The organism is Blautia sp. LMAG:89 (genome assembly GCF_008679485.1).
GTDB lineage: Bacteria > Bacillota > Clostridia > Lachnospirales > Lachnospiraceae > Blautia_A > Blautia_A fusiformis.
Genome location: NZ_NANC01000004.1, coordinates 878,081 through 902,380 on the forward strand (window position 1 = coordinate 878,081; position 24,300 = coordinate 902,380).

Consider the following 24,300-nt stretch of genomic DNA (forward strand, 5'->3'; position numbering starts at 1 on the left):
CATTACTCCTTTCTGCCAACCACCATGGTATAGCCTATTTTTCTGCCTTTATATTCATTCTGCAAAAGCTTATGATCCTCGCAGCAGAATGAATCATTCCAGATTGCTTCCAGATAATATTCTCTCCAGAGAGCAGTCTGATCCTCCTGACAGAGAATCGTAAACCCTGTTTCTTTCACAATTTCCAAAAGATTGCCCGGATCCAGATCTGACAGTAAAAGAAATCCTCCCTTTTTCAGTACACGCCAGCATTCAGAAACTGCCTTTTTCTGATCTCTGCTGACAAAAAATGCACACTGGCTGATACAGAGATCCATACTGTCAGCTGCATACTGAAGGTTCAGAAAATCTCCCCTCTGCACCTCACTGCTTCGCGGAACAAGATCCACCCCCTGCACATTCAGACCAAATGCTTTCATGATCCGCACTGTCTCTCCCTCTCCTGCTCCCAGATCCAGAGCTTTCATTCCTTTTTTCAGTTCTATGCTTTTCAGAAGATGAAGTGTCTGCTCTTCCCCTCCGGGATGTCTGTTCATCTATTTATCCTCCAGTGCACGTTCCACTGCCAGAACCTTTCCAAGAGCCAGTTCTTCCGGAACATAGACAAAACCACATTTGGGACAAACCGGCATCTCAACAGGAAAACCGTTCTCCAGATACATAAATTTTGCTTTTCCTTTTACAAGAGGAACCTTGCATTTCATGCAGGTCAGCTTTCCCTCAGGATCAATGGTATAATATGTTCTCTCTGCTGCCATTACTGTCCCACCCTTTTCATAATATTCATTCTGTGACTGTATGCTCTGCGTACCAGATACCCTTCTTCAGTTTCCACAAATCGCACCCAGAATGTCACATTTCCAAGTCTGCTCCTTGTCACCAGTTCTTTTGTCTCTTCATCAAAAATCGCTTCCTGGTTTTCTCTGTAATCTGATAATACACGCTCCACATCACTTTTCAGTATCATACGTTCATCCATCATACTGATAGCATCTTCTGTATATGCAACGGTATAATCTTTTTTCTCCATCATCAGTTCCTCATTCCATATATTTTTTAAAAGCTTCTCTTTTAGCACAAGCCGGTTGTAGCGTTTTTCACTGATATCCGGCATATTGACGGCATTTGTGCCATACAGAAGTTCAAGGATATGTCTGGATTCCCTGCCTTCCCTGACAAATCGGTCCCTGCATGCCATGCAGTACGTTATATATGGGGCATCGGATCGTTCCAGACACTTTTCTGTCATTTTATCTGCCATCTCTTTATTAGCGTAGGAAGTCAGTCCGCCGTATCCGCAACAGGGAGACAGATCTCTGGAATATTCTGTGTTTACAACAGTGCACCCCATATCTGCAAGAAGCTCTCTTATTATGTCCTGTGTCTGCGCATCACCCCTGGCTCCGCAGGCATCATGTATTGCAACAGGTATCTCCAGCCCTTTTGCCTGTGCGGGAAGTCCGATTTCCTTTAAGATCTCCCAGATTCCTGTGACTCTGACACCAAGACTCTCTTTTAACTGTTTCATACAGCTTGGACAGCCTGCTATGATCATGGGATCTCCCAGCTTTGCAAGCTCCTGCTTCAGCTGTTCATTTACCTTTTCTGTCATTTCATAGCGTCCTGCCCATTCACTGATAGCACCACAGCATCCCAGCATCAGAGCAACACCGCCCTCTGTCCTCCTGCAAAGATCCTCATATGCCTCTGTGACAACATCCGGCGCTATGGCTCCTGCCTGACATCCCGGAAAAAATACATATCTGCAGGTTTCATATCCCGGCTGAGGTCTGCATAAGAAAGCCTCCGAATTGGAGAACAGCATATCCATCAGTGCAAATTCATGAGGTGCCAGAGGCATCTTGTCTGTAGATACCATATTTTCTCTTGCAGATTTGCAGACCTGGCTCATATCAAACCCATTTGGACAGGTTACAGTGCACTGTCCGCAGAGCGAACAGGAATTCATCGGTTTATTCATCTGGTGATCTCCCATAATGATCTGGGTATTATTATAAATCTCACGTGCAAGAAGACCAGGGTGCTTTTTATATTCACTTAAATAGACACAGCTTTTCATACACTCATCACAGTGGCACTGAATGCATCGCTTTGCTTCCTCCATAGCTTCTTCTTTTGAATATCCATCTATGCTGCAGGGAATCTTTTTGGAACCTTTCATCCCTTCCATATTTGTATAGAGCCTGGTAGTAACTGCTCCTTCACTGCCTCTGTTGCTGTGGGGCGAAAGATTCTGTACAAGGAGATCTACAGTCAGGGCAGCTCTCTTTGCAGCAAAAGCCGCATCCATCACAGACTGGGCCAGACCGCTGACAATTCCCGCCTGTTCTCTCAGCATGATCTCTGCATCTGCTGTTTCTTCAGGAGCCAGCTTTTTGGCCACCTCCTCTGAAGCACAGACCACATCTGCCGCCTTCATTTTCTCTCTGATAAACGGAAGGTCAAGACTGCATCCGAATTCAAAGGAAAGATCCATGGAACTGAGACGTTTTGCTTCATTCCTACAATCTGATTCCGAAAGCTTTGGTGCTGCTGCTGCAATATAGGCTTCATAATCTTTCTCCTGACAGTAAATGGTTGCAGGATACATCTTCTTTTCCAGCTCCCCTGCAAGAAACAGCGGGAATAATCCTGAGCCAAAAATCACAACCTTTTTTTTCTTTCTGATACGAAATACACTGCTCCGTTTTCCAGGTTCCCCATATCGGACAATGGCACGCTCTACTTCACGTATGGATATGCCATCACCCAGCTCACAAAGCCTGCATTTCTCCTCACAGGGTGCAGTACAGCCGCTACAGAGGATCATGGGAAATGGTGTGATCTTCTCATAGATCCCCAGAGCTTTCTTAAAATTTCCTTTTGCAGCATAAAACAGCATTTCTTTTGTATCTGCTTTGAAAGGACAGGCTGCAACACAGTACGCCGGCTGTTCATGAACACAGAGGCTGATCATATGATCCATCTCTTCCTTTGACATTCGATTTACGTGATAAACATGAGTGGAACCTCTCTCCTGTATATATGTCATAACCCGATACTCCTTTCATTTCCAAAGGGGAGACAGTCTCCCGTCTCCCCTTATTATATCATATGATAAAATTATACTGAGAATTATTTCTCAAGTTCCTTTAATGCTGCAAGAACCTTTTCCGGACGGGCAGGAACACGTGTGATACGTGCGCCTGTAGCATTGTAGATTGCATTCAGGATCGCAGGATGAGGAGCATCCAGCGGAGCCTCACCACAGCCGGCAGCACCGTAAGGACCGCTTGGGCGATATGTTTCATTGAAATGAAGTTCAATATCATCCGGCGCATCATTTGGATACGGAATACCACAGTTCTTCAGAGAAGTATCATGGTTCAGATCCTCGAAATCTTCTGTAAGAGCAAGACCGATACCCTGTACAAGACCACCGTAGAAGTTGCCTTCTACAAGAAGTCTGTTCATGATCGTACCTACGTCAGCCACACAGGTGAATTTTTCAACTTTAACTTTACCTGTTTCTGTATTAACAGCAACTTCCGGAAGGAAGATCGTGTACATGTAGGTTGCAAACGGATCACCCTGTGCTGTATCCTGATCGATCGGATGATCTGCACAGAAGGTTGTCACCCAGTTACCTTCATATTTTGTTGCAAGACCTTCAGCCACCATCTCATCATAAGTACGGAAGGTTCCGTCTTCTTTCTTCATAGCTGCCACAAGGTTTTCTGCTGCCAGACGACATGCATTACCTGACATAACCTGTGAACGTGATCCACCTGCAGGACCTGCATTAGGACATGTCTTGGTGTCATTCATAACAAGTTTGATCTGTTCCGGTCTGATTCCTGCCTGACGAAGTGTTTCATGAGATGATACAAGAACACCCATATCAGCGCCCTGTCCGTGATCTTCCCATGCAGCATACATTGTAACTGTTCCATCCGGATTCAGCTCTGCGAATGCGTTTGATGTATCAACACCGTCAAGGCCACAGCCATATACACCGAGAGATACACCGATGCCATATTTGATCTTGCCATCAGAAGCTGCATTCTTTTCAGCCACACGTTTCTTAGCTGCTTCATACAGTGGACGTGCTGTCTTGAACAGATCTTCTTCACAGTATACTTCAGGCGGATAACCTGTAGGGATCGTACTGCCTTCGGATTCTTTGTAACAGTTCATTTCACGGATATCGAACGGGTCGATTCCCATCTTTGCTGCCAGAACATCTATCGCGATCTCAGATCCCATGTAAGACTGCGGAGAACCGTAAGCACGGAATGCGGAACCCCATGCGTGGTTTGTAAATACTGTTGTAGATTTATTGCGGATAGAATTGATTCCATAACCTGCACCTGTAAACTGGGAAAGTCTCATTGTAAGCAGGTCACCGAATTCTGAGTATGGACCATGATCCACATAGTTATTGCCCCAGAGTGCAAGAAGCTTACCGTTTTCATCTGCTGCAAGCTTGATATTCATAAATGCAGGAGATCTCTTTCCTGTATATGTAATATTCTGGAACTGATTAAATACCAGAGATACTGGACGTTCAAGAATCTTAACAGCAGCACCGATCAAAGCCTCATTTGTAGGAGAGAACTTATAACCAAAGGTTCCTCCTGCATGGTTCTGAACAATTCGTAAGTTCTCCATTGGCACACCGATACCATCAGCGATCATAGGCATATGCAGATGGATACCAATGGATTTGGAATGAACAGTTATCATACCGTCTTCGTCAATATAACCATAACCGCAGTCCGGCTCAAGATGAAGATGAGGCTGACGTGAACAGTAAGATTCTATCTCAACCTGCTGTGAATCCGGAATGCTGTCCCAGTCAAAATCAGGACCCTTGATACAGTTTGTCTCAAAGAATGCGTTCGGAGTACCGGGATGAATCTCCGCTGCATCCGGTGCGATGGCATCCATTGCATTCATGTATGCAGGAAGCTCTTCAATCTCAACTTTAACTGCTTCTGCTGCTGCCCGTGCATGCTCTTCTGTATCAGCAGCTACAATGGCAATCGCATCACCAAACTGGAAGATTTTTTCATCGCAGAGTACAGGACGTTCGAATCCGTCTGTTTTGTTGTGTTTTGGAAGCATTACAAGACCATTGATCTTATTGGTTCCGCCTGCTGCCTTAATATCTTTTGCTGTGATAACACGGACAACACCAGGCATGCTCTCTGCTTCTGTTGTGTCAATGCTGAGGATATTTGCATGAGAAACCTTTGCCTGTGTAAGAGCAAGACGAAGTGTTCCTGATGGCATCTTTAACGCATCATCTGCACCAAAGTCCCAGGTACCTGTTACCTTCTGTGCTGCTGACGGACGGATATAATTTGTTCCAACAATAGAATCCCCTGTCTGTTTGAACACAAGGTCTTCCTTTGTCATCTCACCGCGCATAACTGCTGCTGCTGCCATAGTAGCATCAATCAGCGGCTTATAACCTGTACAACGGCAGAGATTACGCTGTTTATTAAACCAGTCTCTTACCTCCTCACGGGTAGGACTTGGATTATTATCCAGAAGTACTTTTGCGGAAATAATAAATCCCGGTGAACAGAAACCGCACTGTGCACATCCATATGCCATCCACGCAACTTGGATCGGGTGCATATCAGAAATTGTTCCCACACCTTCAATGGTTGTGATCTCTGCATGATCGGGAACACGACTCATCTTATAGATACAGGATCTTGTAACTTTTCCGTTCATAATAACATTACAGGCTCCACAGTGACCTTCACCGCAGCCGATCTTACATCCTGTAAGAAGAAGGTGATTACGGAGTACCTGCGCCAGTGTCTCATCCGTATCAAGAATAAGTATTCTCTCAACACCATTAATCTTCAATGTCTTTTTAATCATGTCCCATTCCTCCTTTTAAAAATATTCGTTTCCATCTTACTGATCTTCAGGCTTATGCGTTCCGCACGGATCATGGTCAGCTCCTCTGCCTGTCAGATCTTTCAGTCTCTCTATTCCTCTGGCGGAATAGAAAACAATGGAAGAACTGCTTCCGTCCAGATTCTCACCGCTGAGCTTTAAAACATTTGCATTCTCATAATAATCGATGGGAAGCGTCCGGCTGTATACAACCCCTGTACGCTCATCTTTTACCTGTACAGTAACTTCTTTTGCGGTAATCTCAAAAATCTTATCCATAAAAAAGTTCTCCTGTCCACGTTATTTTATATATCCATACTACCATGATTTTGCACAATTATACAAATTACAAATAATTAATAGTTGGCTATTTTATATATTCCAGACAATTTTATTTTGTTGTATTTAAAATTTTAACTATTTTTATTCTTTTATATGTTATAATAATATCAAATTTGTATAATTTCATTGAAAGAAGGAGGTATCTGAATGCAGACAGGCGCCCTCATCGTGGCTGCGGGGAAATCATCACGAATGGGAGACTTTAAACCCATGCTTCAGCTTGGCTCCATTTCCATCGCACAGCGCGTGATCAATAATTTCCGGCAGGCCGGAATCTCCAAAGTAGTAGTGGTAACCGGATATCATGCAGATGTTCTGGAATGCCACCTGGCTTCCAATAATGTAGTCTTTCTTCGAAATGAGAACTATGCAAACACTCATATGTTTGATTCTGTCAGGATCGGACTTGAGTATCTGAAAGACAAAGTGGATACGGTACTCTTTACACCTGTTGATGTTCCGCTGTTCACAGCCCAGACAGTCACGCAAATGCTCTCTCTAGGGCGTCCCCTTGTAACTCCGGTCTGTAATGGCAATCCCGGTCATCCCATTCTGATTCGTTCCACACTGATTGATTCCATTCTAAGTGATGACGGAAAATCAGGACTTAAAGGTGCTGTGGATAATTGCGGGGAACCCATGTATTATCTTAATGTAGAGGATCCCGGTATTATTCATGATGCTGATACACCAGAGGATTACGATGAACTCCTCCGCATACACAACCAGAGCCTGATCCGTTCTGAAATCCATATTCAGCTAGCCCGGGAAAAAGTTTTTTTTGATGAAAAGCTCTATTCGCTGCTTACACTGATCCATGAAACAGGATCTGTCCGTGATGCCTGTGAGCGCATGCACATTTCCTATTCTACCAGCTGGAACCTGATCCATACCCTGGAATCACAGCTTCATGAACCTCTGATCATCAGAAGCCAGGGCGGTACAAGGGGAAGCCATAGCGAACTGACACCATACGGCGAAGAATTTCTGAAACGATATGCCCGTTTTTCAGAAGAAACACGTTCCTGTTCAAAAAAAATATTTGAAGAATGTTTCGGAGGATTTTTAAATGCGTAGCCTTTATCTGGTCCGGCATGGAAAACCACAGTATCCGGATGAACATTCTTACTGTGTGGGACAGACAGATTTCTCTCTATCCATGCTTGGACACTTGCAGGCAGTCCTTCTTAATGAAGAATTGTCCGATAAAATATCAAGGATATACTGCAGTCCTTTGTTAAGAGCTGTTGAGACAGCAGGCCATATGGCACCTGAGCTTCCACATATAATTGTTTCTGATCTGTCAGAACGAAATCTGGGAGAATGGGATGGCCTTTCTTTTGATAAAATACGCCAGAGATGGCCGGACATTTATAAAGCCCGTGAAAATAACCCTGATCATCCGATCCCGGGAGCAGAAACTCCTGCTGCATCTGGTTTTCGCTTTTCGCAGGCAGTTCATAAGATTCTTTGCGCTTCTGAAGGTGATATTGCAGTGGTAGCTCATACAGATGTAATCTCTTCTTATATATATGCATTACATTCCGGTATGTACAGCAGGCAGCGGTTTCGTCTTCCCTGTGGCTCTTACTATCATCTGGAAGTGAATGAAAGAAATAATATTTCTTTCTCTGATCCCAGTTATATACTGCCTCATCCTGAATTAAATGACGGGCTATGCTTCAGGCTTCGCAATGCGGTTTCTCTGCCCCGTCATGTACAGGCTCACAGTGATGCTGTTACTGAACTTGCCTGTTGTTTATGCAATATGTTGGAATCCAATGGTTATATCTTTGATCAGAAGCTTGTTCGCTCCGGTGCACTTCTGCATGATATTGCCAGACTTCAGAGGCATCACACCAAAACAGGCGGTGAACTTTTCTTACAGTTAGGTTATCCTGAGATCAGCCAGATTATTTCACAGCACCATGGTCTGCTGGAAACCAAGCTGGATGAAGCAGCTATTGTATTTCTGGCTGATAAACTGATTCAGGAAACACAACGTGTAACCATAGAAAAAAGATTTGCCGACAGCATGAGTAAATGCAAAAGTCCGGAAGCTTGCAAAGCTCATGAGCAGCAGTTAGAACAAGCCCGCAAACTGCAGGACATGATACAGTCGCTCTGCCATATCACGCTTTAGTCCAGGCAGACATACACAACTGGAGCAAAAAAATCACTTAATTTAGTTAGGAGGTATTTTATTATATGAGAACATTATTTCAGACAATAAAACAACAATTCCTAGAGGAAAACGATCTTGTACTTGTTTCCGTTACAGCATCCTCAGGGTCTACACCAAGAGGTGCCGGTTCCCGCATGCTGGTCGGAAAAAGCGGCAGAATTTCCGGAACCATCGGAGGTGGAGCTGTAGAATATCGTGCTGAATGTATGGCATTGGATATTCTTGAAAAAAAGGAATCCTGCCAGCATGAATTCCGGCTGAATCATAAAGATGTTGAAAATATTGGTATGATCTGTGGTGGTGATGTTACGGCCTTTTTCCAGTATCTTGATCATAACGATCCGATTATTATGGAAATCACGGAAACTGCGGAAAAATTCTATGAAGAGCGAAAAGATTTCTGGCTGATCTGCGATCTTCTCACCACCTCCGGTGTGAGCCTCTACAGTCCTGCATGCGGTCTCATCGGAACTGCCAATGTTCCTTCTTCTGTATTATCTTCTTTATCTGCAAAGCCACACCGATATCATAGTGAAGATTATGATCTGTTTTCTGAGCAGATTGGAACCTCAGGAACTGTCTATGTATTCGGCGGCGGACATGTCTCACAAAAGCTTGTCCCAATCCTTGCAAGCGTTGATTTTCGCTGTGTTGTCCTGGATGACCGGCCGGAATTTACAGATCCTGCTCTTTTCCCGGGAGCAGTTGAAACAATACTTTGTGATTTCAACCATCTAAAGCAGTATGTTTCTATCACAGCTGCTGATTATTGCTGCGTCATGACACGCGGACATTCCTATGATACCATTGTACAGGCACAGCTTCTTGCTACACCTGCATGCTATATAGGCGTCATTGGAAGCCGCGCAAAAAAAGCTGCTGTATTTCGCCGTCTGATTGAAGAATACAACATTAATGAACAAGATTTAAACCGTATCATCTCACCTATAGGACTGGAGATCAAAGCAGAAACACCGGCTGAAATCGCCATTTCCATCACAGGACAGATGATCCAGGTTCGTGCTGACAGAAAGGCTACATCAAAATGATGGCAAAATCAGTATATAAAGCTGTAATATTTGGTGCCGGACAAATTGGACAAATGACAGCAAGACTTCTCAACAGTCCCTGTCAGCTCCTGTGCTTTGCTGATAATGACCCCCATAAACACGGATCCTATATTGGGAATATTCCAGTCTGTTCTCCGGATGCTGCAGTAGCACTTCTCCCGGATCTGGTCATCCTGGGAGTTCTGGATGAAGAACGGCGTAATTCTATGATAAAACAGATGGAAAACCTGGGTTATCACGGACCTTTTCGTGATCCCTCCGTCCTTCGCATGTTTGACGCACGGGTTGCTGTTATGCGTCTTTTATCTGAGCAGATCTATCAATTGGATATTCCGGGAAATGTTGCAGAACTGGGTGTTTTCCGAGGTGAATTTTCTTCCCTGATCAGTGCAGCCTTTCCAGACCGAAAAATCCATCTTTTTGATACTTTTGAGGGCTTTTCAGAAAAGGATATCACAATAGAAGCCTCCGGTAATCTGTCCCGCGCCAAAACAGGTGATTTTTCTTCTACTGATATTGACTCTGTTCTTCATGTTATGCCAGATCCTACACGTACTGTGATCCACAAAGGATGGTTTCCAGATACCTTTTCCGATGTTAGAGATGAAACTTTTTGTTTTGTATCTCTGGACGCGGATCTCTATGCTCCAACTGCTGCTGCACTTCCTCTGTTCTATGAACGCCTGGCCACCGGAGGAGTTCTCTTGGTTCACGATGTGTACAGTACACAGTTTTCCGGATGCCGAAAAGCGGTTGGAGAATTCTGTCTGAAAAACCATCTGTTTGCAGATCCTGTATGCGATCTGCATGGAAGCGCAATAATCCGAAAATTATAAAAAGAAACGCCGGAACCGGTATTTACCGGAACCAGCGTTTCTTTTTCGTTTATTTATTGTATAGCCCTTTTTCACGTCCATGCCTAACCTTTATAAAGTTCCTTTCAGAACATTTTCCAACTGTTCATCGGACAGATCAACATGATAAAAAAGATCGAAAAATTTATGTATTTCTTCATTGATATCACATTTAATATATTCCGGATAAATCAATGCTGAGAACCATCGCATACCGATCAGACGATTTGGTCCTGCCGGACGATCCACCCAACTAAACGGTGCATTCGGAGTTCCATAAACCTTTTGGTCCTGTACTGCTTTTAATGAAGCATAATCAGGATTGCTCAGGATATCTTCTGCTGCAGAACTTCCGCTTTTATCTGCCTTTGGTTCACCATTTACAACAATCACATCCGGATCCCATGCAAGAAGCTGTTCTGCTGAAATCTGAACACGAGATCCATCTCCCAATTCCAGATCTGCAACATTGACTGCATTGATGACATCAAGAATCTGTGCATGCTGGGATCCCCTGGGTGCAGTTTCCAGTGAATCCTCTCCATTACCGAAGTATACACTGACTTTCTTTTCTTCTGGAATATCTGAAAGTGCATTAATATCAGTAAATACCTGCTCCGCATACTGGGCAAGCTCTTCTGCATGATCTTCTACACCAAGAAGTTCGCCCATAAAACGAAAAGCTTCCGCAGAATTATTAAGCTCGTTGTCTACTGCAACAACCGGAATTCCAAGGCTTTCTGATAACGCATCGCAATCAGAAACCATTGCATCATTAATCTTTCCACTATTAATAGCAATTGTAGGATTGGCAGCAATTACTGCTTCATAATTGACAGCATCACCCATTCCAAAATTAGGAAGATCCTGATATTTGTCCAGAATAATAGATTTCTCAACATCATTCAGTTCATAATTCCACCCAAGAAGCTTATCCGGTGCAACCATATACAGAAAAATTGCAGCTACAGGACCTGCTGAAAAAACAGATTCAATATTTTCTGCTGTTGGGACAGTTACTTTTCTTCCTGCCATGTCTGTGATCTCACGGGTTTCAGCAGTTTCCTGCGTGGCATCCTGCTCCGCACTCTGCGTCGGCTCTTCAGTAGCAGCTTTCGTCTCAGAATATCCTGTTAAAAGACTAACTGACATCACCAGACATATAAACAGAGCCAAGAGTTGTCTGTGCTTTTTCATAGACTCTCTCCTTTCTTTTCTCCGCATTACTCATAATTGACGCTTATTGAAATTGACTATACAATTTTTAAGTATTATAATGTATATGCGAATAGTTTTTAAAAACAATTCGGTTTTTCTGAGTATAACACCGTAAATTTGATTAGTCAAGTTACAAGGATGAAGGATTATGAATCTGACAGCTAATGAAAAAAATGCCGCCGCTGCCCGACAAAGACGATATGTTCTGCTGTTGGCGGTTATGCTGGTACTTTTGTTTATCATTATAGTACTCTCATTCTGGGTGGGATATTATCCGCTTACACCAGTGCAGGTACTAAATGCATTTTTATCAAAATTTGGTTTTAAAGGAGATATTTTACCCCAGGCAGTTACCATATTCTGGAATATCCGTCTGCCCCGTATTCTGTCTGCTTTATTTATTGGTGCTTCCCTCTCGGTAGCAGGTGCAACCTATCAGGGAATGTTTCGCAATCCACTGGTATCTCCGGATATCCTTGGAATTTCTTCCGGTGCAAGTCTCGGAGCTGCTTTTGCAATTTTAAACGGAGCTTCCAACTGGATGATTCAGCTTTCTGCTTTTGCAGGTGGTGTGGCCGCAGTAGCCGCATCCTATCTTATCAGCCGAAAATCCGCACATTCCCAGACCCTCAGTCTTGTTCTGACCGGAACTATGATCATGTCACTCTGCAATGCCGGTGTCACAATGATCAAATATGTGGCAGACCCCAATGATGTTCTCCAGCAAATTACTTTCTGGCTTATGGGCAGCTTAACCAAAACCACAACCAAATCCTTTTGCTGGAGTGTTCTTCCAATGATCATTGGATTAAGTCTGATTTTTATTTTTCGATGGCAGATCAATCTGCTGACTTTGGATGAAGAAGAAGCCAAAAGTTTAGGAATCAATGTGCGTAAATATCGTCTGATTTTTATAGTCGCTTCCACATTACTCAGCGCCGCTGCAGTCTGTCTTGGAGGATTGATCGGATGGGTCGGGCTGATGATCCCCCATCTGGCACGTGCACTGGTTGGTGTTGATTACAGAAGGCTGATACCTGCAAGTGCGATCCTTGGCGGCGGATACCTGATACTTGTTGATGATATTTCCCGTTCCCTTTTGTCCATGGAACTTCCACTTGGCGTTGTCACAAGTATCATGGGCGCCCCCTTCTTTATCTATCTTATCATCAAACGAAAGGAGCGCGCGTAATTATATGCTTCTGGAAATTGAAAATGTTTTTGGCGGTTACGGCAATGGTGATATTTTAAAGGGTATCAGCTGCAGCGCAGACTATGGTGATGTGCTTTGTCTGCTTGGCCCTAATGGTTGCGGAAAGACCACTCTATTCCGCATGATATTAGGTTCCCTTCCTGTTTCTAATGGAAAAATAAAGATAGCCGGAAAAAATATTAGTGACTTTACAACCAAAACACTGGCAAATATGATTGCATATATTCCCCAATATCATTCCCCTGTATTTGCCTATACAGTTCTTGATATGGTAATTATGGGGCGTGCTTCTCATTTCTCCGCATTTGAAACCCCAAAAGAGCCTGATCAGGAAGCAGCTTTTGCTGCCTTGGAGAAAGTAAATGCCCTGCCTCTTGCCAACAGGAAATATACTTCCTTAAGCGGAGGACAAAGGCAATTGGTTTTAATTGCCCGTGCAATCTGTCAGTCTGCAAAAATCTTCATCATGGACGAGCCAGCCGCCAATCTGGATTATGCCAATCATCAGCTTCTCATGGAAGTAATTTCAGGGCTGGCCAATCAGGGCTATTGCATTATTATGTCAACACATAGTCCTGAGCATCCCTTTTCCGTGGGAAACAAAGTTCTTCTCATGAAATCCGGAAAGGTTATGGGATTCGGCTCTCCCAAAGAAATCATTACATCTGAAACCTTACAATCTGTTTACGATATTGAAATGGATGTGATAACTACACACGACCGCTATGGCCGTGAACGAACTATCTGTTTACCGGTAAATAGCTCACCAAAAGCATTTTAGGAGAAATGATACATGGACTCTATATTGGATTATTTTATTTCTCTGCAGGAATCTGAGCCTGCAGAATTACCTGAGCGGGCTATAGAAAGATGGAATAAACGTGCAGACTTTTGGGAAGACGCACGCAAAAAGAAAGAAAAAGGTGATGAACGTGTCATCAGCGCAATAAACTACCTGGATTCCAAAGGACTTCTTGAAAAAAATTATGATGTCGCAGATATTGGATGCGGTCCCGGACGGTTTGCTGCTGCATTTGCCAAATATGTACACAAAGTAGTGGGGCTGGATATTTCTGATAAAATGGTTAAACACGGAATGGAACATATCCAAAATGAAGGCTTAAATAACGCTATACTCTATACATGTAATTTTCAGACATTAGATATTGATAAATCGGGGTATACGCATGCATTTGATTTGGTATTCAGTTCCATGACACCTGCAATCCACAATATGGACGGACTGATAAAATCTATGGAAATGAGCAGGGCATGGTGCTGTAATATCACGCATCTTGACAGACGAAATTCACTCAGGGAACAGATCTTACAGGAAGTATTTGGCAAACAAACAGCACCCCAATGGAATGGGCGATGGTTTTTCTCTCTTTTCAATATATTATTTCTGCTTGGATATAATCCTGAAACAAGCTATGAAAAACTCCATCGTGAAACCTGGGTAACTCCGGATGAACAATATATTGATTCCCTCATGGAGCACATGCTTCCTTCTGAAGAATATACACAGGAAAACGCAAATAAAATCATGCAATGGATTCAATCTCACTTAAACAAAGATGGGCAGATCAAGGAAATAACTGATTCCACTTATGGAAGAATTCTCTGGGATGTTCGAAACAAAACAATACGACCTGACTATAGAACTATTATAAAATGAAATGGGACTTTACTATGACTCAACATATATTTTTAACTGGTAAAAAACACATTGGAAAATCTACATTGATCCAAAAGATATTAGATGATTATAAGAAAACCTCTGATGGATTCCTGACTGTCCGCACAAAAAACTATCTGAAGGATCAGTATTCAGTTCATATGTACCATCTAAAAGAGAAGGAGCTCCCAAACGAATCTAATCTTTTGTTTTTATGCGGAAAAACAGATGAACACACTGCCGATACCTTTGATCGCCTTGGATGCAATATTCTTTCCATGTGTTCTGACTGCTCTTTAATTGTTATGGATGAGCTTGGTCCACATGAAGCAGACGCAGCTTTATTTCGGAGAAAAATCCTAAACCTTTTGGATGGGCAGACTCCCATTTTAGGGGTATTGCAAGAACCTGCAGAATCTTTCTGGCCTGAAATCGTAAATCACCCAAAGGTAGAAATCATTATAATTTCTGAAGACAATCGAAATGATTGCTCTTTACTTAATCACATTCAATATAAAATCTCATCTCCTTAATAATTACTCCCGGGGCTATGCGCTCGGGACTAACCAAAGGGTCAAGTAGCTTTGTCAAGTAAAAAAATAACCGCTAGAAGCCTTGATTTCTAGCGGTTCTACGTGCGTTGAGAAGTCTCTTTGTGTATTTTCAATATTTTTATTCTCAAATCACCCCAAACACCTTCAACGCATTACTCTCCGTCACAGCCACAACCTCCTCGCAGCTGATTCCCTTAATCTCCGCAATCGTCTTCACAACCTCCGGCAGATACAGGGAGCTGTTTCTTTTTCCACGGTTCGGCACAGGTGCCATGTAGGGGCAGTCAGTTTCAAGCAGGATCTGATTCAGCGGCGCATACTCTGCCACCTCTTTCAGCTTCCGGGAATTCTTAAAAGTAACCACTCCGCCGATTCCAAGATAAAGTCCCATATTCAGATACTCCCTTGCAATCTCCTTACTATAGGAAAAGCAATGGATAACCCCGCCATACATCCCGTCCTTCATATATTCTTTCACGATATTCAACGTATCCTCCGCAGCGTCACGGCTATGAATGATAAACGGAAGCTTTTTCTCACGGGCAATGTCCATCTGCTGGCGGAATACCTTCTGCTGGAGAAGATGCTCCTCCTTCTCCTTATGCCAGTAATAATCCAGGCCGATCTCACCTACAGCCACAGTCTTTTCCATGTCGCAATATCTGCGGATCTCATCCAGAACTGCTGCATCCACCTTATCCGCATCATCCGGATGAACACCTACTGCGCCATAAATAAAAGGATACTTCTCCACCAAATCATAAACCCGGTCAAAATGTCCCACAGAAGCACACACATCCACAATATGTCCGATCCCGTTCTCCTGCATACTATCCAGTATGTCAGAACGATCCTCATCAAAAGCCTCATCATCATAATGTGCATGGGTATCAAAAATCATAGCTTTATCCACAGTCATCTCGTCACCGACGGAAACTTTTCCACCTTTCAGCACTCTTGTAAACACACCTTCTCGGGGCATGATACATTCACCCATCTTCTGAAAAATGGCACAGCCATTGTGGCACTCCTTTCCGATCTGAGTCAGCTCCAGCACAACCTCACCACAGCGAAATCTGGTGCCAACCGGAAGCTTTGCAAAATCAATCCCTTCCACAACCAGATTCTCACCAAAAGCACCATCCTCAACCTCTGCGCCCTTTGCACGAAATGCATCGATCTTTTCACCGGAAAGAAGACTCACCTGCCGATGCCACTTCCCAGCATGAGCATCCCCCTCAAGCCCCCAGTCCTCCACAAAAACCGCAGACCCGACATTCTTCTTCTGTGTTCCTTTCTTCTCACTGATACAAACCGCAAGTACTTTTCCCATAGCAAACTCCTATTAATCACACATCATTACCAAATTTATTCCTATATCACACCAGCAATATTGATTTCCAAAACCTACCACATGTAACTCTCAATCCTCAGGAATTATGAATCGCTGGAGATGAATTTTAATCATAAAACCTACCACATCCAACAGCCAGCCCAACGGAGGCAGGGCCAGTACGGTGACGTTAGCGGAGCGGCCGTCGAGAGGCGAGTATAGCTGCTGCCACCGAGCGCCCTGTTTGAGCCGCAGGCGAGTTGGCGCGAATGGCAGCAAATCAGCGACGCAGCCGAACAGGCCGCGCAGCGTGTCACCGTACTGGCCCTGCCTCCGTTGGACGTCCGTTCGTTAGTCTAAGTATACACCACACACTACCGTCCGCATTCTCCAGCATCGCCGGTCAAAATCTCAATCCCATGCCCCAACGCCTCAATAATAACCTCCAGGCACTCCCTGACAGCCTTAGGACTCCCCGGCAGGTTAACGATCAACGTCCCCTTCCGGATCCCGGCCGTAGCCCGGCTCAGCATCGCCCGCTTCGTGATCGTCAGACTAAACGCCCGCATCGCCTCCGGAATCCCCGGCACACGCCGCTCAATCACATCCTCCGTAGCCTCCGGCGTCACATCCCTCTGAGAAAACCCGGTACCACCCGTAGTCAGGATCAGCTCCGCAAGCCCCCGATCTGCGATCTCAGCCATCCGGCTTCCAAGCATCCCACGGTCATCCGGCAAAACATCCACAGAAACAACCTCATACCCGGCCGCCTCCATAATCTCCTTCACAGCAGGACCACTAAGATCCTCACGCTCTCCTCTGTAACCCTTATCACTAGAAGTGATCACAGCAACTCTCTTCATCACTCAACCTCCGATCTGAGCCATACAAAGCTTCTCCGTCTTATCATCCTTCTGTTTCTCCAGGCCTACGCCAAAAGCATGCCCGTCCGGTTTCTCCGCCAAAGCCTCCAGAATCATAGCCTTCAGCACCTCATCCGAACCACCACTGCGGATCACCTCCCGAAGATCCCTTCCCGCCGCATACTGCAGACAGGTCTTCAAAAAGCCCTGAGAAGTCAGCCGGATCCGGTTACACTCCCCACAGAACTTATGGCTCACCGCGCTGATAAACCCGATCTTTCCGGAAAAACCATCCACATCATAATAATGACACGGTCCATTCCCAAGGGGCTCCCCAACATACGGCGAAAACCGCGGAAGCTTTTCCCCAAGGATCCGAAGCAGTTCCTCCTCCGACACCCCATGAAATTCTTTTCCCATCCCAATGGGCATCATCTCAATAAACCGCACATGCACCCTGTGATCCCTGGCAAAAAGCGCCACCCGGCAAAGATCCTGCTCCGGGATCCCAAGAGGCACACAATTGATCTTCAGCGAAATCTCCGGATACTTCATTGCCTCCGAAATCCCTTCCAGCGTCCGCCCCAGTTCATCCCGCCGCGTGATCCGCCTGCTGCAGGCCTCATCCAGCGTATCCAGGCTGATATTCAATCCGTCCAGCCCCGCCCGGGAAAAATCACTCATCTGATCTTTCAGAAGCACACCATTTGTAGTCAGAGTCACCTTCTCGATCCCCGGCATATTTTTCAGTTTTTCCACCAGCTGAGGCATCCGCGGCCGTACAAGCGGTTCCCCGCCGGTCAGCTTGATCTTCCGGATACCCAGCTCTGCCATCACCCGGCAGATCCTCAAAATTTCCTCTTCCTGCAAAATGAGGGAGCGCTCCACATGCTGCACTCCCTCCTCCGGCATACAATAAATACACCGCAAATTACATCTGTCAGTTACGGAAATCCTGAGATAATCAATATTTCTTCCGCACCTGTCTATCATTATTTTTCCTCAAAACGGAAATCTCCGCTTTTGCCTCCTGTTTTTTCTTCCAGATGGATATCAGACATGACCATGTGCTTGTCAATTGCCTTGCACATATCATAAATAGTCAGAAGCGTCACCTGAACACCTGTCAGGGCCTCCATCTCCACGCCTGTTTTTCCCTCTGTTTTTACCGTGCAGAATACACGGATCACTCCCGCATCCTCATCGGTCTCAAAATCCACGGAACATTTCTGGATGGGAAGTGGATGGCACATGGGAATCAGCTCAGAAGTACGCTTCACACCCATGATACCTGCCACACGGGCCACACCAAGTACATCACCCTTTTTCACATTTCCGCTTTTTACCGCGGCCATGATCTCCGGGCTTACCTGAATGGAACCCGTGGCTGTTGCCGTACGGTGAGTGACCGGTTTGTCGGACACATCCACCATAACAGCATTGCCATTTTTATCAAAATGATTCAATTCCATATCTGTCTATACTTAGCAGATCTCAGCGCCTGCAGGCATCTCTTTCTCCGGTACCATCAGGGAAAGATTTCCGTCTGCATCCTCTGCACAGAGGATCATACCCTCGCTGAGGATTCCGGCAAGCTTGGCAGGTTTCAGATTTGTAACGACCATAACCTTTTTGCCCACCATTTCCTCTGCTGAGTAATGAGCTTTGATTCCGGATACGATCTGACGAACCTGACTTCCGATCTTAACCTGAGAGCAGAGAAGTTTTCTGGATTTTTTAACCTCCTCACAGGCGATGATCTCACCAACCTGGAACTGCAGCTTCTCAAAATCATCGAAAGTAATCTCCGGCTTTGCCTCGATATCGATCACGTTCTCTGTTTTCTCCTCTTCTGCCTCTTCCTTCGGCTCTTCTTTCTTCGGATGAAGCTTCTCAACCTTCTCAAGAACCTCTTTCAGATCAAGTCTCGCAAAAAGGATCTCCGGTTTGTCGGTTACGCGGTTTCCTGAAGGATAAAGACCGAACTGCTCCATCTCCTCAAGAGTTCTTTCGTTTGCGTTGAGCTGTACAAGAATACGCTCTGTTGTACGCGGCATAAAGGATTTCAGAAGAGATGCGCCGATGCAGATTCCCTCAACCAGGTTGTAGAGAACTGTTGCAAGACGATCCTGCTTTGTCTCATCCTTTGCAAGTGCCCATGGCATTGTCTCGTCGATATATTTGTTGCAGCGTTTGAACAGAGAGAATACCTCTGTGATAGCATCTGCAACACGAAGCTTGTCCATTTTTGCGGAAACGTTCTTCGGAACCTGAAGGATGAAGTTCTTAAGATCCTCATCAACCGGCTCAGTAACATTCTTATTCTCAACGACTCCGTTAAAATATTTGTTGGACATGGAAATTGTACGGTTTACAAGATTTCCAAGTGTGTTTGCAAGGTCGGAATTCAGTCTCTCAACCATCAGCTCCCATGTGATCACACCGTCATTCTCAAATGGCATCTCATGGAGTACGAAATAACGGACAGCATCTACACCGAAGAACTCAACAAGCTCATCTGCATAGATTACATTTCCTTTTGATTTACTCATTTTTCCATCACCCTGAAGCAGCCATGGATGTCCGAATACCTGTTTCGGAAGCGGAAGATCCAGAGACATCAGGAAAATCGGCCAGTAAATGGTATGGAAACGGATGATATCTTTTCCGATCAGATGAAGATCTGCCGGCCAGTATTTGTTGAATGTATCGCTGCTGTTTCCGTCACAGTCATAACCAATACCTGTGATATAGTTTGTCAGAGCATCCAGCCATACATATACAACATGCTTCGGATCAAAATCTACCGGGATTCCCCATTTAAAGGATGTTCTGGATACACAAAGATCCTGAAGTCCCGGAAGAAGGAAGTTGTTCATCATCTCGTTTTTACGGGACTCCGGCTGAATGAAATCCGGATGTGTGTTGATGTAGTCAATAAGCTTGTCTGCATACTTACTCATTTTGAAGAAATATGCCTCTTCCTTAGCAGGTACGCATGGGCGTCCGCAGTCCGGACATTTACCGTCTACAAGCTGGGACTCTGTAAAGAAGGACTCACATGGTGTACAGTACATTCCTTCGTAATGACCCTTGTAGATATCTCCCTTTGCATACATTTTTTTGAAGATTTTTTTGACCTGCTCTTCATGGTCTTTATCTGTTGTACGGATGAATTTATCATAGGATGTATTCATCAGATCCCAGATACGTTTGATCTCGCCGGAAACGTTATCTACGAATTCCTTCGGTGTAACACCAGCCTCTTCAGCCTTCAGCTCGATCTTCTGGCCATGCTCGTCAGTACCTGTCTGAAAATATACGTCATAACCCTGCTGTCTTTTAAAACGTGCGATAGCATCCGCAAGAACAACCTCATAGGTATTTCCGATATGCGGTTTACCGGATGTGTACGCAATGGCAGTGCTGATATAATATCTCTGCTTTTCCATCTTTTCTTTCCTCCATAAATATAAAAATAAATTGTGTACTTACTCATAACGGACTGAAAATATATTCCGTCAGAACAGGAAAATTCCTGTCCGGGGACATTGGAAGATTACCAAGTAATTCTCAGCGACATAAAAAAACGCCTTCTCATACCATAACGATATGAGAAGACGAGTTATTACCCGTGTTACCACTTCTTTTCGTTCCTGCCTCGCGGCAAAAACCTCATCAGGTACAGCAAGCTCTATACCCTTCCGCTATAACAGGCGGTCCTGTCACTGCCTGCCGGTGTCCGTTAAATCGGACATTCACACTTCGCTTATCGCGTTTAAACCGGTTCAGCAATGCCTCTCCGAAGCCATCTTCCATCTGCGCCTGCACATCCCTCTCAGTCTCAGAACTCCTGCATAAAGTGAACCTTCACCATTCACCCTGCTGCAGATCTATGACCTCAACTACATCACAGCCTGCATCTAAAAAGTCCTCCGGGGATTTCCCTGTAGTACGGTGTACACATGTACTCTCTTCTTCCATGAGTTTTCCATATGGGAAAATCGTAACACATTTCCGATGGTTTGTAAACGGGGAATTTCGATACTGTATTACATTCTCCTCTGCCTGTACATCCACCGCCACGCCATCCGGAACGCAATGGTTGTCAGCGTCATTCCTGCTGCCATGCTCACCGCAAAAAGGATCGTATAGATTCCGTCTTTCTGGAATTTTGCCCAGTCCTTCATCAACATCCAGTTCATTGTCCGGTAAAGTGCTGCTCCCGGAATCAACGGAATTGTCGCAGAAACCAGAAATACAGTTACCGGCGTTTTATGAATTCTTGCCATACATTCTGCATACAAAGTAATAGCTACTGTTGACCAGAAACCGCACACATACGGACTTGGCGTTATGAACTCTACTGCCAGATATACAGCCCAGGACAGACATCCACCCAATGCCGCAAACCAGAGTTTTTTTCCATGGATATTAAATAATGCCGCAAAGCCGAGGGATCCTGTGAAGGATACGACCAGCTGTATGATTTCCCGCATATTTTCCTCCTGAATAAAATCATAACTACTCTCAAATACTCCCATCATCTGCTGCATTTCGCTACTCCACAATTGATGCAGTATCTAAACTCCTCATTCACTGCTTATTGCTTTTCGCAACCTTCAAGAGAACTTCCCTGATTCGGTTAAAACAACAGATTCGCCACCGTAAAACCAAGGCCCACGACCAATGCCAGCAAAAGTGCCTCCATACATCGGATCAAACCTGTAATGGTATCTCCTGAAAACATATCACGCAATGAATTGGTAAATGCAATTCCCGGTATCAGAAGCATGATATTTCCGATACTGATCAGATCCGCATGATGTCCAAGCCCGATCAGAACTGTAAGATTGGAAAGTACTCCGCCAGCTCCGCAGCAAAGAAGCACTGTCAGTAGCGAGTTTAATGCACCTTTTTTTACAAAAGCCTCAAACAGCTTCAGGGCGATACCAATCAGCGCAGAAGCAATCATATCGTTGACATCTCCTCCAAAAAACACGGAAAAAGAACCTGAAATTACAGCATAGATCAAAATCTGCGTTTTAAAAGAATATCCTTGTTTATCCCGGATCTTTTCCAGCCCCTTCTGGATCTCCTCCGGCTTCGGCCGATACTCACAGATGTATCTGGAAAGCTGGTTCAGGTCATCCAGCCGTCCCAGATCATTGGACATTCCCGGCACACGCCGCGTCTGGGTGCAAATACCGAAATCCTCTCCATAAATAGTCGTCACAATACTGGATGTGATAGAAAAAACATCTGCCCGGGTGGCTCCATATGCCAGGCAGATCCGCCGTATGGTATCTTCCACACGTCCAACCTCTGCTCCGCAGCAAAGAAGCTGTTCACCAATTGTCATCGCATAATATAAATACTGTTCCGCTTCCTCCCGCGTCATCCGGCATCCCTCACTTTCCTGCTTTATTTCATTTTTATCTATTTTAGGACACGTAAATATTAAAATCAACAAGGATTTTTTGTCTTAATATTCATTTCTTCTATATTTTCTCAAAGTAATAAGCAGATATTTTCGTTCAAAATAAAACACCACCCGGACAAAAAAGATATCTATCCCTTCTGTCCGGACGGTGTTTGTGTTTGAAAATCCAATGCTCTGCTCAGTTTTTATTTATTTGAAATCTAATAGATCTTATGCAAGTTTTCCGCCAAGTTCACGGCAAGCTGCAAGTCCTTCATCATCAGGTGTGTTGTTTACAATGAGTCCTTCATCATCAACAAGCTCTGCGCCTGCGTCTTTTGCTCTGCCGCACCATGTTCTCATCCACTCTCCGTCGCCCCAGTCATAGGAACCGAAAAGCGCAACTTTCTTACCGGAAAGTTTGCCTTCCAGATCAGAGAAGAATGGCTCGAACTCACCCTCCTCAAGCTCCTCATCTCCCATTGCCGGACAACCAAGAGCCAGAACATCAAAAGAAAGCGCTTTATCCACATCCGCGTCAGCCACTTCCATAATCTCAACATCCGCACCGGCAGCCTTGGCACCTTCCTCTACAGCCTGCGCCATAGCCTCTGTGTTACCTGTAGAAGACCAGTAAATAATTCCTACCTTGCTCATCTCAAAAACCTCCTGTTTTTAAACTTTATATTATACGCACATCTGAGATGTACAGAGATGCTTCATACCAACAACCTGCAAAATCGAATACCCCGCACGGATCTGCGCCGCAGTAAACTCCCGGCACTTATCGTAGCTGTCAAAAATCCTGCGAGCCTGCTCCACATCATCATAAACCTTCCAGTAACCACACATCTTGCAGCCACTGCCTCCGAACTTCCGGAAGCCCTTCACATCTTCAATGGGATAACCCAGGAAAAGTCCGATCTCATGAGGAAACTCCGTCTTATGAAAAAATCTCTCCTTCAAACGGGCGATCATCTCATCCAAAGAACTATCTATATTATACCCATCCTGAAGCAAAAGTTTCCTGGCTTCATCCTGCTTAAGATATTCCTGCAGCATATCCGGCCGGTACACCAGAAGAAGATAATGCTTCCTGCATCCACAGATGATCTCCATACGGATGCCTTCCCGTTCAAGACTCTCCTCATAATCCGAAATGATCTCCGGCAGCTCCGGCATTTTTTCCTTGGAAAAGGAAACAAGATTCGCCGGTTTCATTCCCATTAATACAGGGGAACAATGATAACCCATGACAGATTCAAATTTTTCACAAGTCATTTGCATTCTCCTTTACATATTAGTTAGATTTCTCTAACTGTTGTAAATATACTACCAAAGTTAGTCTCTGTCAACTTATTTTTATAAATTTTCACCGAGAATTTTTACTGATAAAATCCTATCATTAAGGACACAATATTCCTTATAACAAACACTCTGTCAGACATCCGACTACCAGTTCTCACCATTTAACCGAATCAAGTAAGTCCTCTGCAGGGTTGCAAATATCTCCTACACCTGCAGCGTAAAAATACTCATTTACATCCAACTCATAAAATGAAAATATTTCAGGATAATCATATCTAAACCTCTTGACAAACCTCCCTCTGTCATGTATTATAATATCAGTAATAATTACTATTACTGATAGG

Annotated in this window: 24 protein-coding genes; 8 read left to right on the forward strand and 16 right to left on the reverse strand. The window is 44.4% G+C overall.

Annotation, left to right across the window (positions count from 1 at the left end):
• Positions 1-2 precede the first annotated feature (2 nt).
• The 5 genes from CCC70_RS07980 to CCC70_RS08000 form a co-directional block, all read right to left on the reverse strand.
• Positions 3-536, reverse strand: coding sequence for a class I SAM-dependent methyltransferase (locus CCC70_RS07980; RefSeq protein ID WP_270390969.1), 534 nt, complete (start codon positions 534-536; stop codon positions 3-5).
• Entirely contained in the window at positions 537-758 is a 222-nt protein-coding gene (locus tag CCC70_RS07985) for a DVU_1557 family redox protein (RefSeq protein WP_019160623.1), read from the reverse strand.
• Entirely contained in the window at positions 758-3,052 is a 2,295-nt protein-coding gene (locus CCC70_RS07990; protein ID WP_270390966.1) for a pyridine nucleotide-disulfide oxidoreductase/dicluster-binding protein, read from the reverse strand. The genes CCC70_RS07985 and CCC70_RS07990 overlap by 1 nt, the downstream gene beginning before the upstream one ends.
• Positions 3,053-3,135: 83 nt before the next feature.
• A complete protein-coding gene (locus tag CCC70_RS07995; protein ID WP_270390965.1) occupies positions 3,136-5,898 on the reverse strand; it encodes a molybdopterin-dependent aldehyde oxidoreductase in 2,763 nt (920 codons plus the stop codon).
• Between the two features lie 36 nt (positions 5,899-5,934).
• Positions 5,935-6,195 carry a hypothetical protein gene (locus CCC70_RS08000; RefSeq protein ID WP_117676729.1) on the reverse strand — a complete coding sequence of 87 codons (261 nt, stop codon included), beginning with the start codon at positions 6,193-6,195 and terminating at the stop codon, positions 5,935-5,937.
• 210 nt (positions 6,196-6,405) lie between these two features.
• Here CCC70_RS08000 and CCC70_RS08005 point away from each other — a divergent pair, with 210 nt between their 5' ends.
• From CCC70_RS08005 to CCC70_RS08020, 4 genes are all read left to right on the forward strand, one after another.
• Positions 6,406-7,335 carry an NTP transferase domain-containing protein gene (locus CCC70_RS08005; RefSeq protein ID WP_117676728.1) on the forward strand — a complete coding sequence of 310 codons (930 nt, stop codon included), beginning with the start codon at positions 6,406-6,408 and terminating at the stop codon, positions 7,333-7,335.
• Positions 7,328-8,401: a histidine phosphatase family protein gene (locus CCC70_RS08010; protein WP_118515219.1), complete on the forward strand. Its 1,074-nt coding sequence runs from the start codon at positions 7,328-7,330 to the stop codon at positions 8,399-8,401. Before CCC70_RS08005 ends, CCC70_RS08010 begins: the two co-directional genes overlap by 8 nt.
• 65 nt (positions 8,402-8,466) lie before the next feature.
• Positions 8,467-9,492: an XdhC family protein gene (locus CCC70_RS08015; RefSeq protein WP_118515221.1), complete on the forward strand. Its 1,026-nt coding sequence runs from the start codon at positions 8,467-8,469 to the stop codon at positions 9,490-9,492.
• A 53-nt stretch (positions 9,493-9,545) separates the two neighbouring features.
• Entirely contained in the window at positions 9,546-10,349 is an 804-nt protein-coding gene (locus CCC70_RS08020) for a TylF/MycF/NovP-related O-methyltransferase (protein WP_227752354.1), read from the forward strand.
• Positions 10,350-10,439: 90 nt separating this feature from the next.
• On the opposite strand, the gene CCC70_RS08025 is transcribed toward CCC70_RS08020, so the two are convergent.
• Positions 10,440-11,564 (reverse strand): ABC transporter substrate-binding protein, encoded by a 1,125-nt coding sequence (locus tag CCC70_RS08025; RefSeq protein WP_270486364.1) that lies wholly within the window; start codon positions 11,562-11,564, stop codon positions 10,440-10,442.
• A 169-nt stretch (positions 11,565-11,733) separates the two neighbouring features.
• Between CCC70_RS08025 and CCC70_RS08030 the strand changes: the two genes are divergently transcribed.
• The 4 genes from CCC70_RS08030 to CCC70_RS08045 are packed head-to-tail and all read left to right on the forward strand — an operon-like array spanning position 11,734 to position 15,009.
• On the forward strand, positions 11,734-12,777 hold the full coding sequence (locus tag CCC70_RS08030; protein ID WP_287084612.1) for a FecCD family ABC transporter permease: 1,044 nt from the start codon (positions 11,734-11,736) through the stop codon (positions 12,775-12,777).
• 4 nt (positions 12,778-12,781) lie between these two features.
• Positions 12,782-13,579, forward strand: coding sequence for an ABC transporter ATP-binding protein (locus tag CCC70_RS08035; protein ID WP_118515227.1), 798 nt, complete (start codon positions 12,782-12,784; stop codon positions 13,577-13,579).
• A 12-nt stretch (positions 13,580-13,591) separates the two neighbouring features.
• Positions 13,592-14,476 (forward strand): class I SAM-dependent methyltransferase, encoded by an 885-nt coding sequence (locus tag CCC70_RS08040; RefSeq protein WP_015542409.1) that lies wholly within the window; start codon positions 13,592-13,594, stop codon positions 14,474-14,476.
• 14 nt (positions 14,477-14,490) lie between these two features.
• Positions 14,491-15,009 carry a nucleoside-triphosphatase gene (locus tag CCC70_RS08045; RefSeq protein WP_225877019.1) on the forward strand — a complete coding sequence of 173 codons (519 nt, stop codon included), beginning with the start codon at positions 14,491-14,493 and terminating at the stop codon, positions 15,007-15,009.
• 145 nt (positions 15,010-15,154) lie between these two features.
• On the opposite strand, the gene CCC70_RS16700 is transcribed toward CCC70_RS08045, so the two are convergent.
• The 10 genes from CCC70_RS16700 to CCC70_RS08100 all read right to left on the reverse strand — a co-directional run bounded on the left by CCC70_RS16700 (position 15,155) and on the right by CCC70_RS08100 (position 23,929).
• Positions 15,155-16,363, reverse strand: a complete 1,209-nt coding sequence (locus CCC70_RS16700; RefSeq protein WP_330577151.1) for a TatD family hydrolase — start codon at positions 16,361-16,363, stop codon at positions 15,155-15,157.
• A gap of 374 nt (positions 16,364-16,737) precedes the next feature.
• Entirely contained in the window at positions 16,738-17,226 is a 489-nt protein-coding gene (locus CCC70_RS08060) for a MogA/MoaB family molybdenum cofactor biosynthesis protein (protein ID WP_173733157.1), read from the reverse strand.
• A gap of 3 nt (positions 17,227-17,229) precedes the next feature.
• Positions 17,230-18,219: a GTP 3',8-cyclase MoaA gene (gene moaA, locus CCC70_RS08065; RefSeq protein ID WP_270390955.1), complete on the reverse strand. Its 990-nt coding sequence runs from the start codon at positions 18,217-18,219 to the stop codon at positions 17,230-17,232.
• Complete coding sequence (gene moaC, locus CCC70_RS08070) at positions 18,219-18,698, reverse strand: cyclic pyranopterin monophosphate synthase MoaC (RefSeq protein WP_059086610.1); 480 nt, start codon at positions 18,696-18,698, stop codon at positions 18,219-18,221. Before moaC ends, moaA begins: the two co-directional genes overlap by 1 nt.
• Before the next feature lie 12 nt (positions 18,699-18,710).
• Positions 18,711-20,678, reverse strand: a complete 1,968-nt coding sequence (metG, locus tag CCC70_RS08075; RefSeq protein ID WP_118626311.1) for a methionine--tRNA ligase — start codon at positions 20,676-20,678, stop codon at positions 18,711-18,713.
• A gap of 418 nt (positions 20,679-21,096) precedes the next feature.
• A complete protein-coding gene (locus CCC70_RS08080; RefSeq protein WP_138276935.1) occupies positions 21,097-21,306 on the reverse strand; it encodes a hypothetical protein in 210 nt (69 codons plus the stop codon).
• On the reverse strand, positions 21,279-21,782 hold the full coding sequence (locus tag CCC70_RS08085; protein ID WP_015526384.1) for a threonine/serine exporter family protein: 504 nt from the start codon (positions 21,780-21,782) through the stop codon (positions 21,279-21,281). The genes CCC70_RS08080 and CCC70_RS08085 overlap by 28 nt, the downstream gene beginning before the upstream one ends.
• A gap of 89 nt (positions 21,783-21,871) precedes the next feature.
• Positions 21,872-22,627: a threonine/serine exporter family protein gene (locus CCC70_RS08090; protein WP_021653091.1), complete on the reverse strand. Its 756-nt coding sequence runs from the start codon at positions 22,625-22,627 to the stop codon at positions 21,872-21,874.
• A 252-nt stretch (positions 22,628-22,879) separates the two neighbouring features.
• Positions 22,880-23,305: a flavodoxin gene (locus CCC70_RS08095; protein ID WP_059086608.1), complete on the reverse strand. Its 426-nt coding sequence runs from the start codon at positions 23,303-23,305 to the stop codon at positions 22,880-22,882.
• A gap of 30 nt (positions 23,306-23,335) precedes the next feature.
• Positions 23,336-23,929 (reverse strand): DUF3793 family protein, encoded by a 594-nt coding sequence (locus CCC70_RS08100; RefSeq protein WP_022426572.1) that lies wholly within the window; start codon positions 23,927-23,929, stop codon positions 23,336-23,338.
• Between the last annotated feature and the right edge of the window lie 371 nt (positions 23,930-24,300).

What these genes read in the sequence shown, in the direction of transcription:
- CCC70_RS07980 (WP_270390969.1), bottom strand. Translation starts at nt 536, where the DNA reads ATGAACAGACATCCCGGAGGGGAAGAGCAGACACTTCATCTTCTGAAA.
- CCC70_RS07985 (WP_019160623.1), bottom strand. Translation starts at nt 758, where the DNA reads ATGGCAGCAGAGAGAACATATTATACCATTGATCCTGAGGGAAAGCTG.
- CCC70_RS07990 (WP_270390966.1), bottom strand. Translation starts at nt 3,052, where the DNA reads ATGACATATATACAGGAGAGAGGTTCCACTCATGTTTATCACGTAAAT.
- CCC70_RS07995 (WP_270390965.1), bottom strand. Translation starts at nt 5,898, where the DNA reads ATGATTAAAAAGACATTGAAGATTAATGGTGTTGAGAGAATACTTATT.
- CCC70_RS08000 (WP_117676729.1), bottom strand. Translation starts at nt 6,195, where the DNA reads ATGGATAAGATTTTTGAGATTACCGCAAAAGAAGTTACTGTACAGGTA.
- CCC70_RS08005 (WP_117676728.1), top strand. Translation starts at nt 6,406, where the DNA reads ATGCAGACAGGCGCCCTCATCGTGGCTGCGGGGAAATCATCACGAATG.
- CCC70_RS08010 (WP_118515219.1), top strand. Translation starts at nt 7,328, where the DNA reads ATGCGTAGCCTTTATCTGGTCCGGCATGGAAAACCACAGTATCCGGAT.
- CCC70_RS08015 (WP_118515221.1), top strand. Translation starts at nt 8,467, where the DNA reads ATGAGAACATTATTTCAGACAATAAAACAACAATTCCTAGAGGAAAAC.
- CCC70_RS08020 (WP_227752354.1), top strand. Translation starts at nt 9,546, where the DNA reads ATGACAGCAAGACTTCTCAACAGTCCCTGTCAGCTCCTGTGCTTTGCT.
- CCC70_RS08025 (WP_270486364.1), bottom strand. Translation starts at nt 11,564, where the DNA reads ATGAAAAAGCACAGACAACTCTTGGCTCTGTTTATATGTCTGGTGATG.
- CCC70_RS08030 (WP_287084612.1), top strand. Translation starts at nt 11,734, where the DNA reads ATGAATCTGACAGCTAATGAAAAAAATGCCGCCGCTGCCCGACAAAGA.
- CCC70_RS08035 (WP_118515227.1), top strand. Translation starts at nt 12,782, where the DNA reads ATGCTTCTGGAAATTGAAAATGTTTTTGGCGGTTACGGCAATGGTGAT.
- CCC70_RS08040 (WP_015542409.1), top strand. Translation starts at nt 13,592, where the DNA reads ATGGACTCTATATTGGATTATTTTATTTCTCTGCAGGAATCTGAGCCT.
- CCC70_RS08045 (WP_225877019.1), top strand. Translation starts at nt 14,491, where the DNA reads ATGACTCAACATATATTTTTAACTGGTAAAAAACACATTGGAAAATCT.
- CCC70_RS16700 (WP_330577151.1), bottom strand. Translation starts at nt 16,363, where the DNA reads ATGGGAAAAGTACTTGCGGTTTGTATCAGTGAGAAGAAAGGAACACAG.
- CCC70_RS08060 (WP_173733157.1), bottom strand. Translation starts at nt 17,226, where the DNA reads ATGAAGAGAGTTGCTGTGATCACTTCTAGTGATAAGGGTTACAGAGGA.
- moaA (WP_270390955.1), bottom strand. Translation starts at nt 18,219, where the DNA reads ATGATAGACAGGTGCGGAAGAAATATTGATTATCTCAGGATTTCCGTA.
- moaC (WP_059086610.1), bottom strand. Translation starts at nt 18,698, where the DNA reads ATGGAATTGAATCATTTTGATAAAAATGGCAATGCTGTTATGGTGGAT.
- metG (WP_118626311.1), bottom strand. Translation starts at nt 20,678, where the DNA reads ATGGAAAAGCAGAGATATTATATCAGCACTGCCATTGCGTACACATCC.
- CCC70_RS08085 (WP_015526384.1), bottom strand. Translation starts at nt 21,782, where the DNA reads ATGCAGCAGATGATGGGAGTATTTGAGAGTAGTTATGATTTTATTCAG.
- CCC70_RS08090 (WP_021653091.1), bottom strand. Translation starts at nt 22,627, where the DNA reads ATGACGCGGGAGGAAGCGGAACAGTATTTATATTATGCGATGACAATT.
- CCC70_RS08095 (WP_059086608.1), bottom strand. Translation starts at nt 23,305, where the DNA reads ATGAGCAAGGTAGGAATTATTTACTGGTCTTCTACAGGTAACACAGAG.
- CCC70_RS08100 (WP_022426572.1), bottom strand. Translation starts at nt 23,929, where the DNA reads ATGACTTGTGAAAAATTTGAATCTGTCATGGGTTATCATTGTTCCCCT.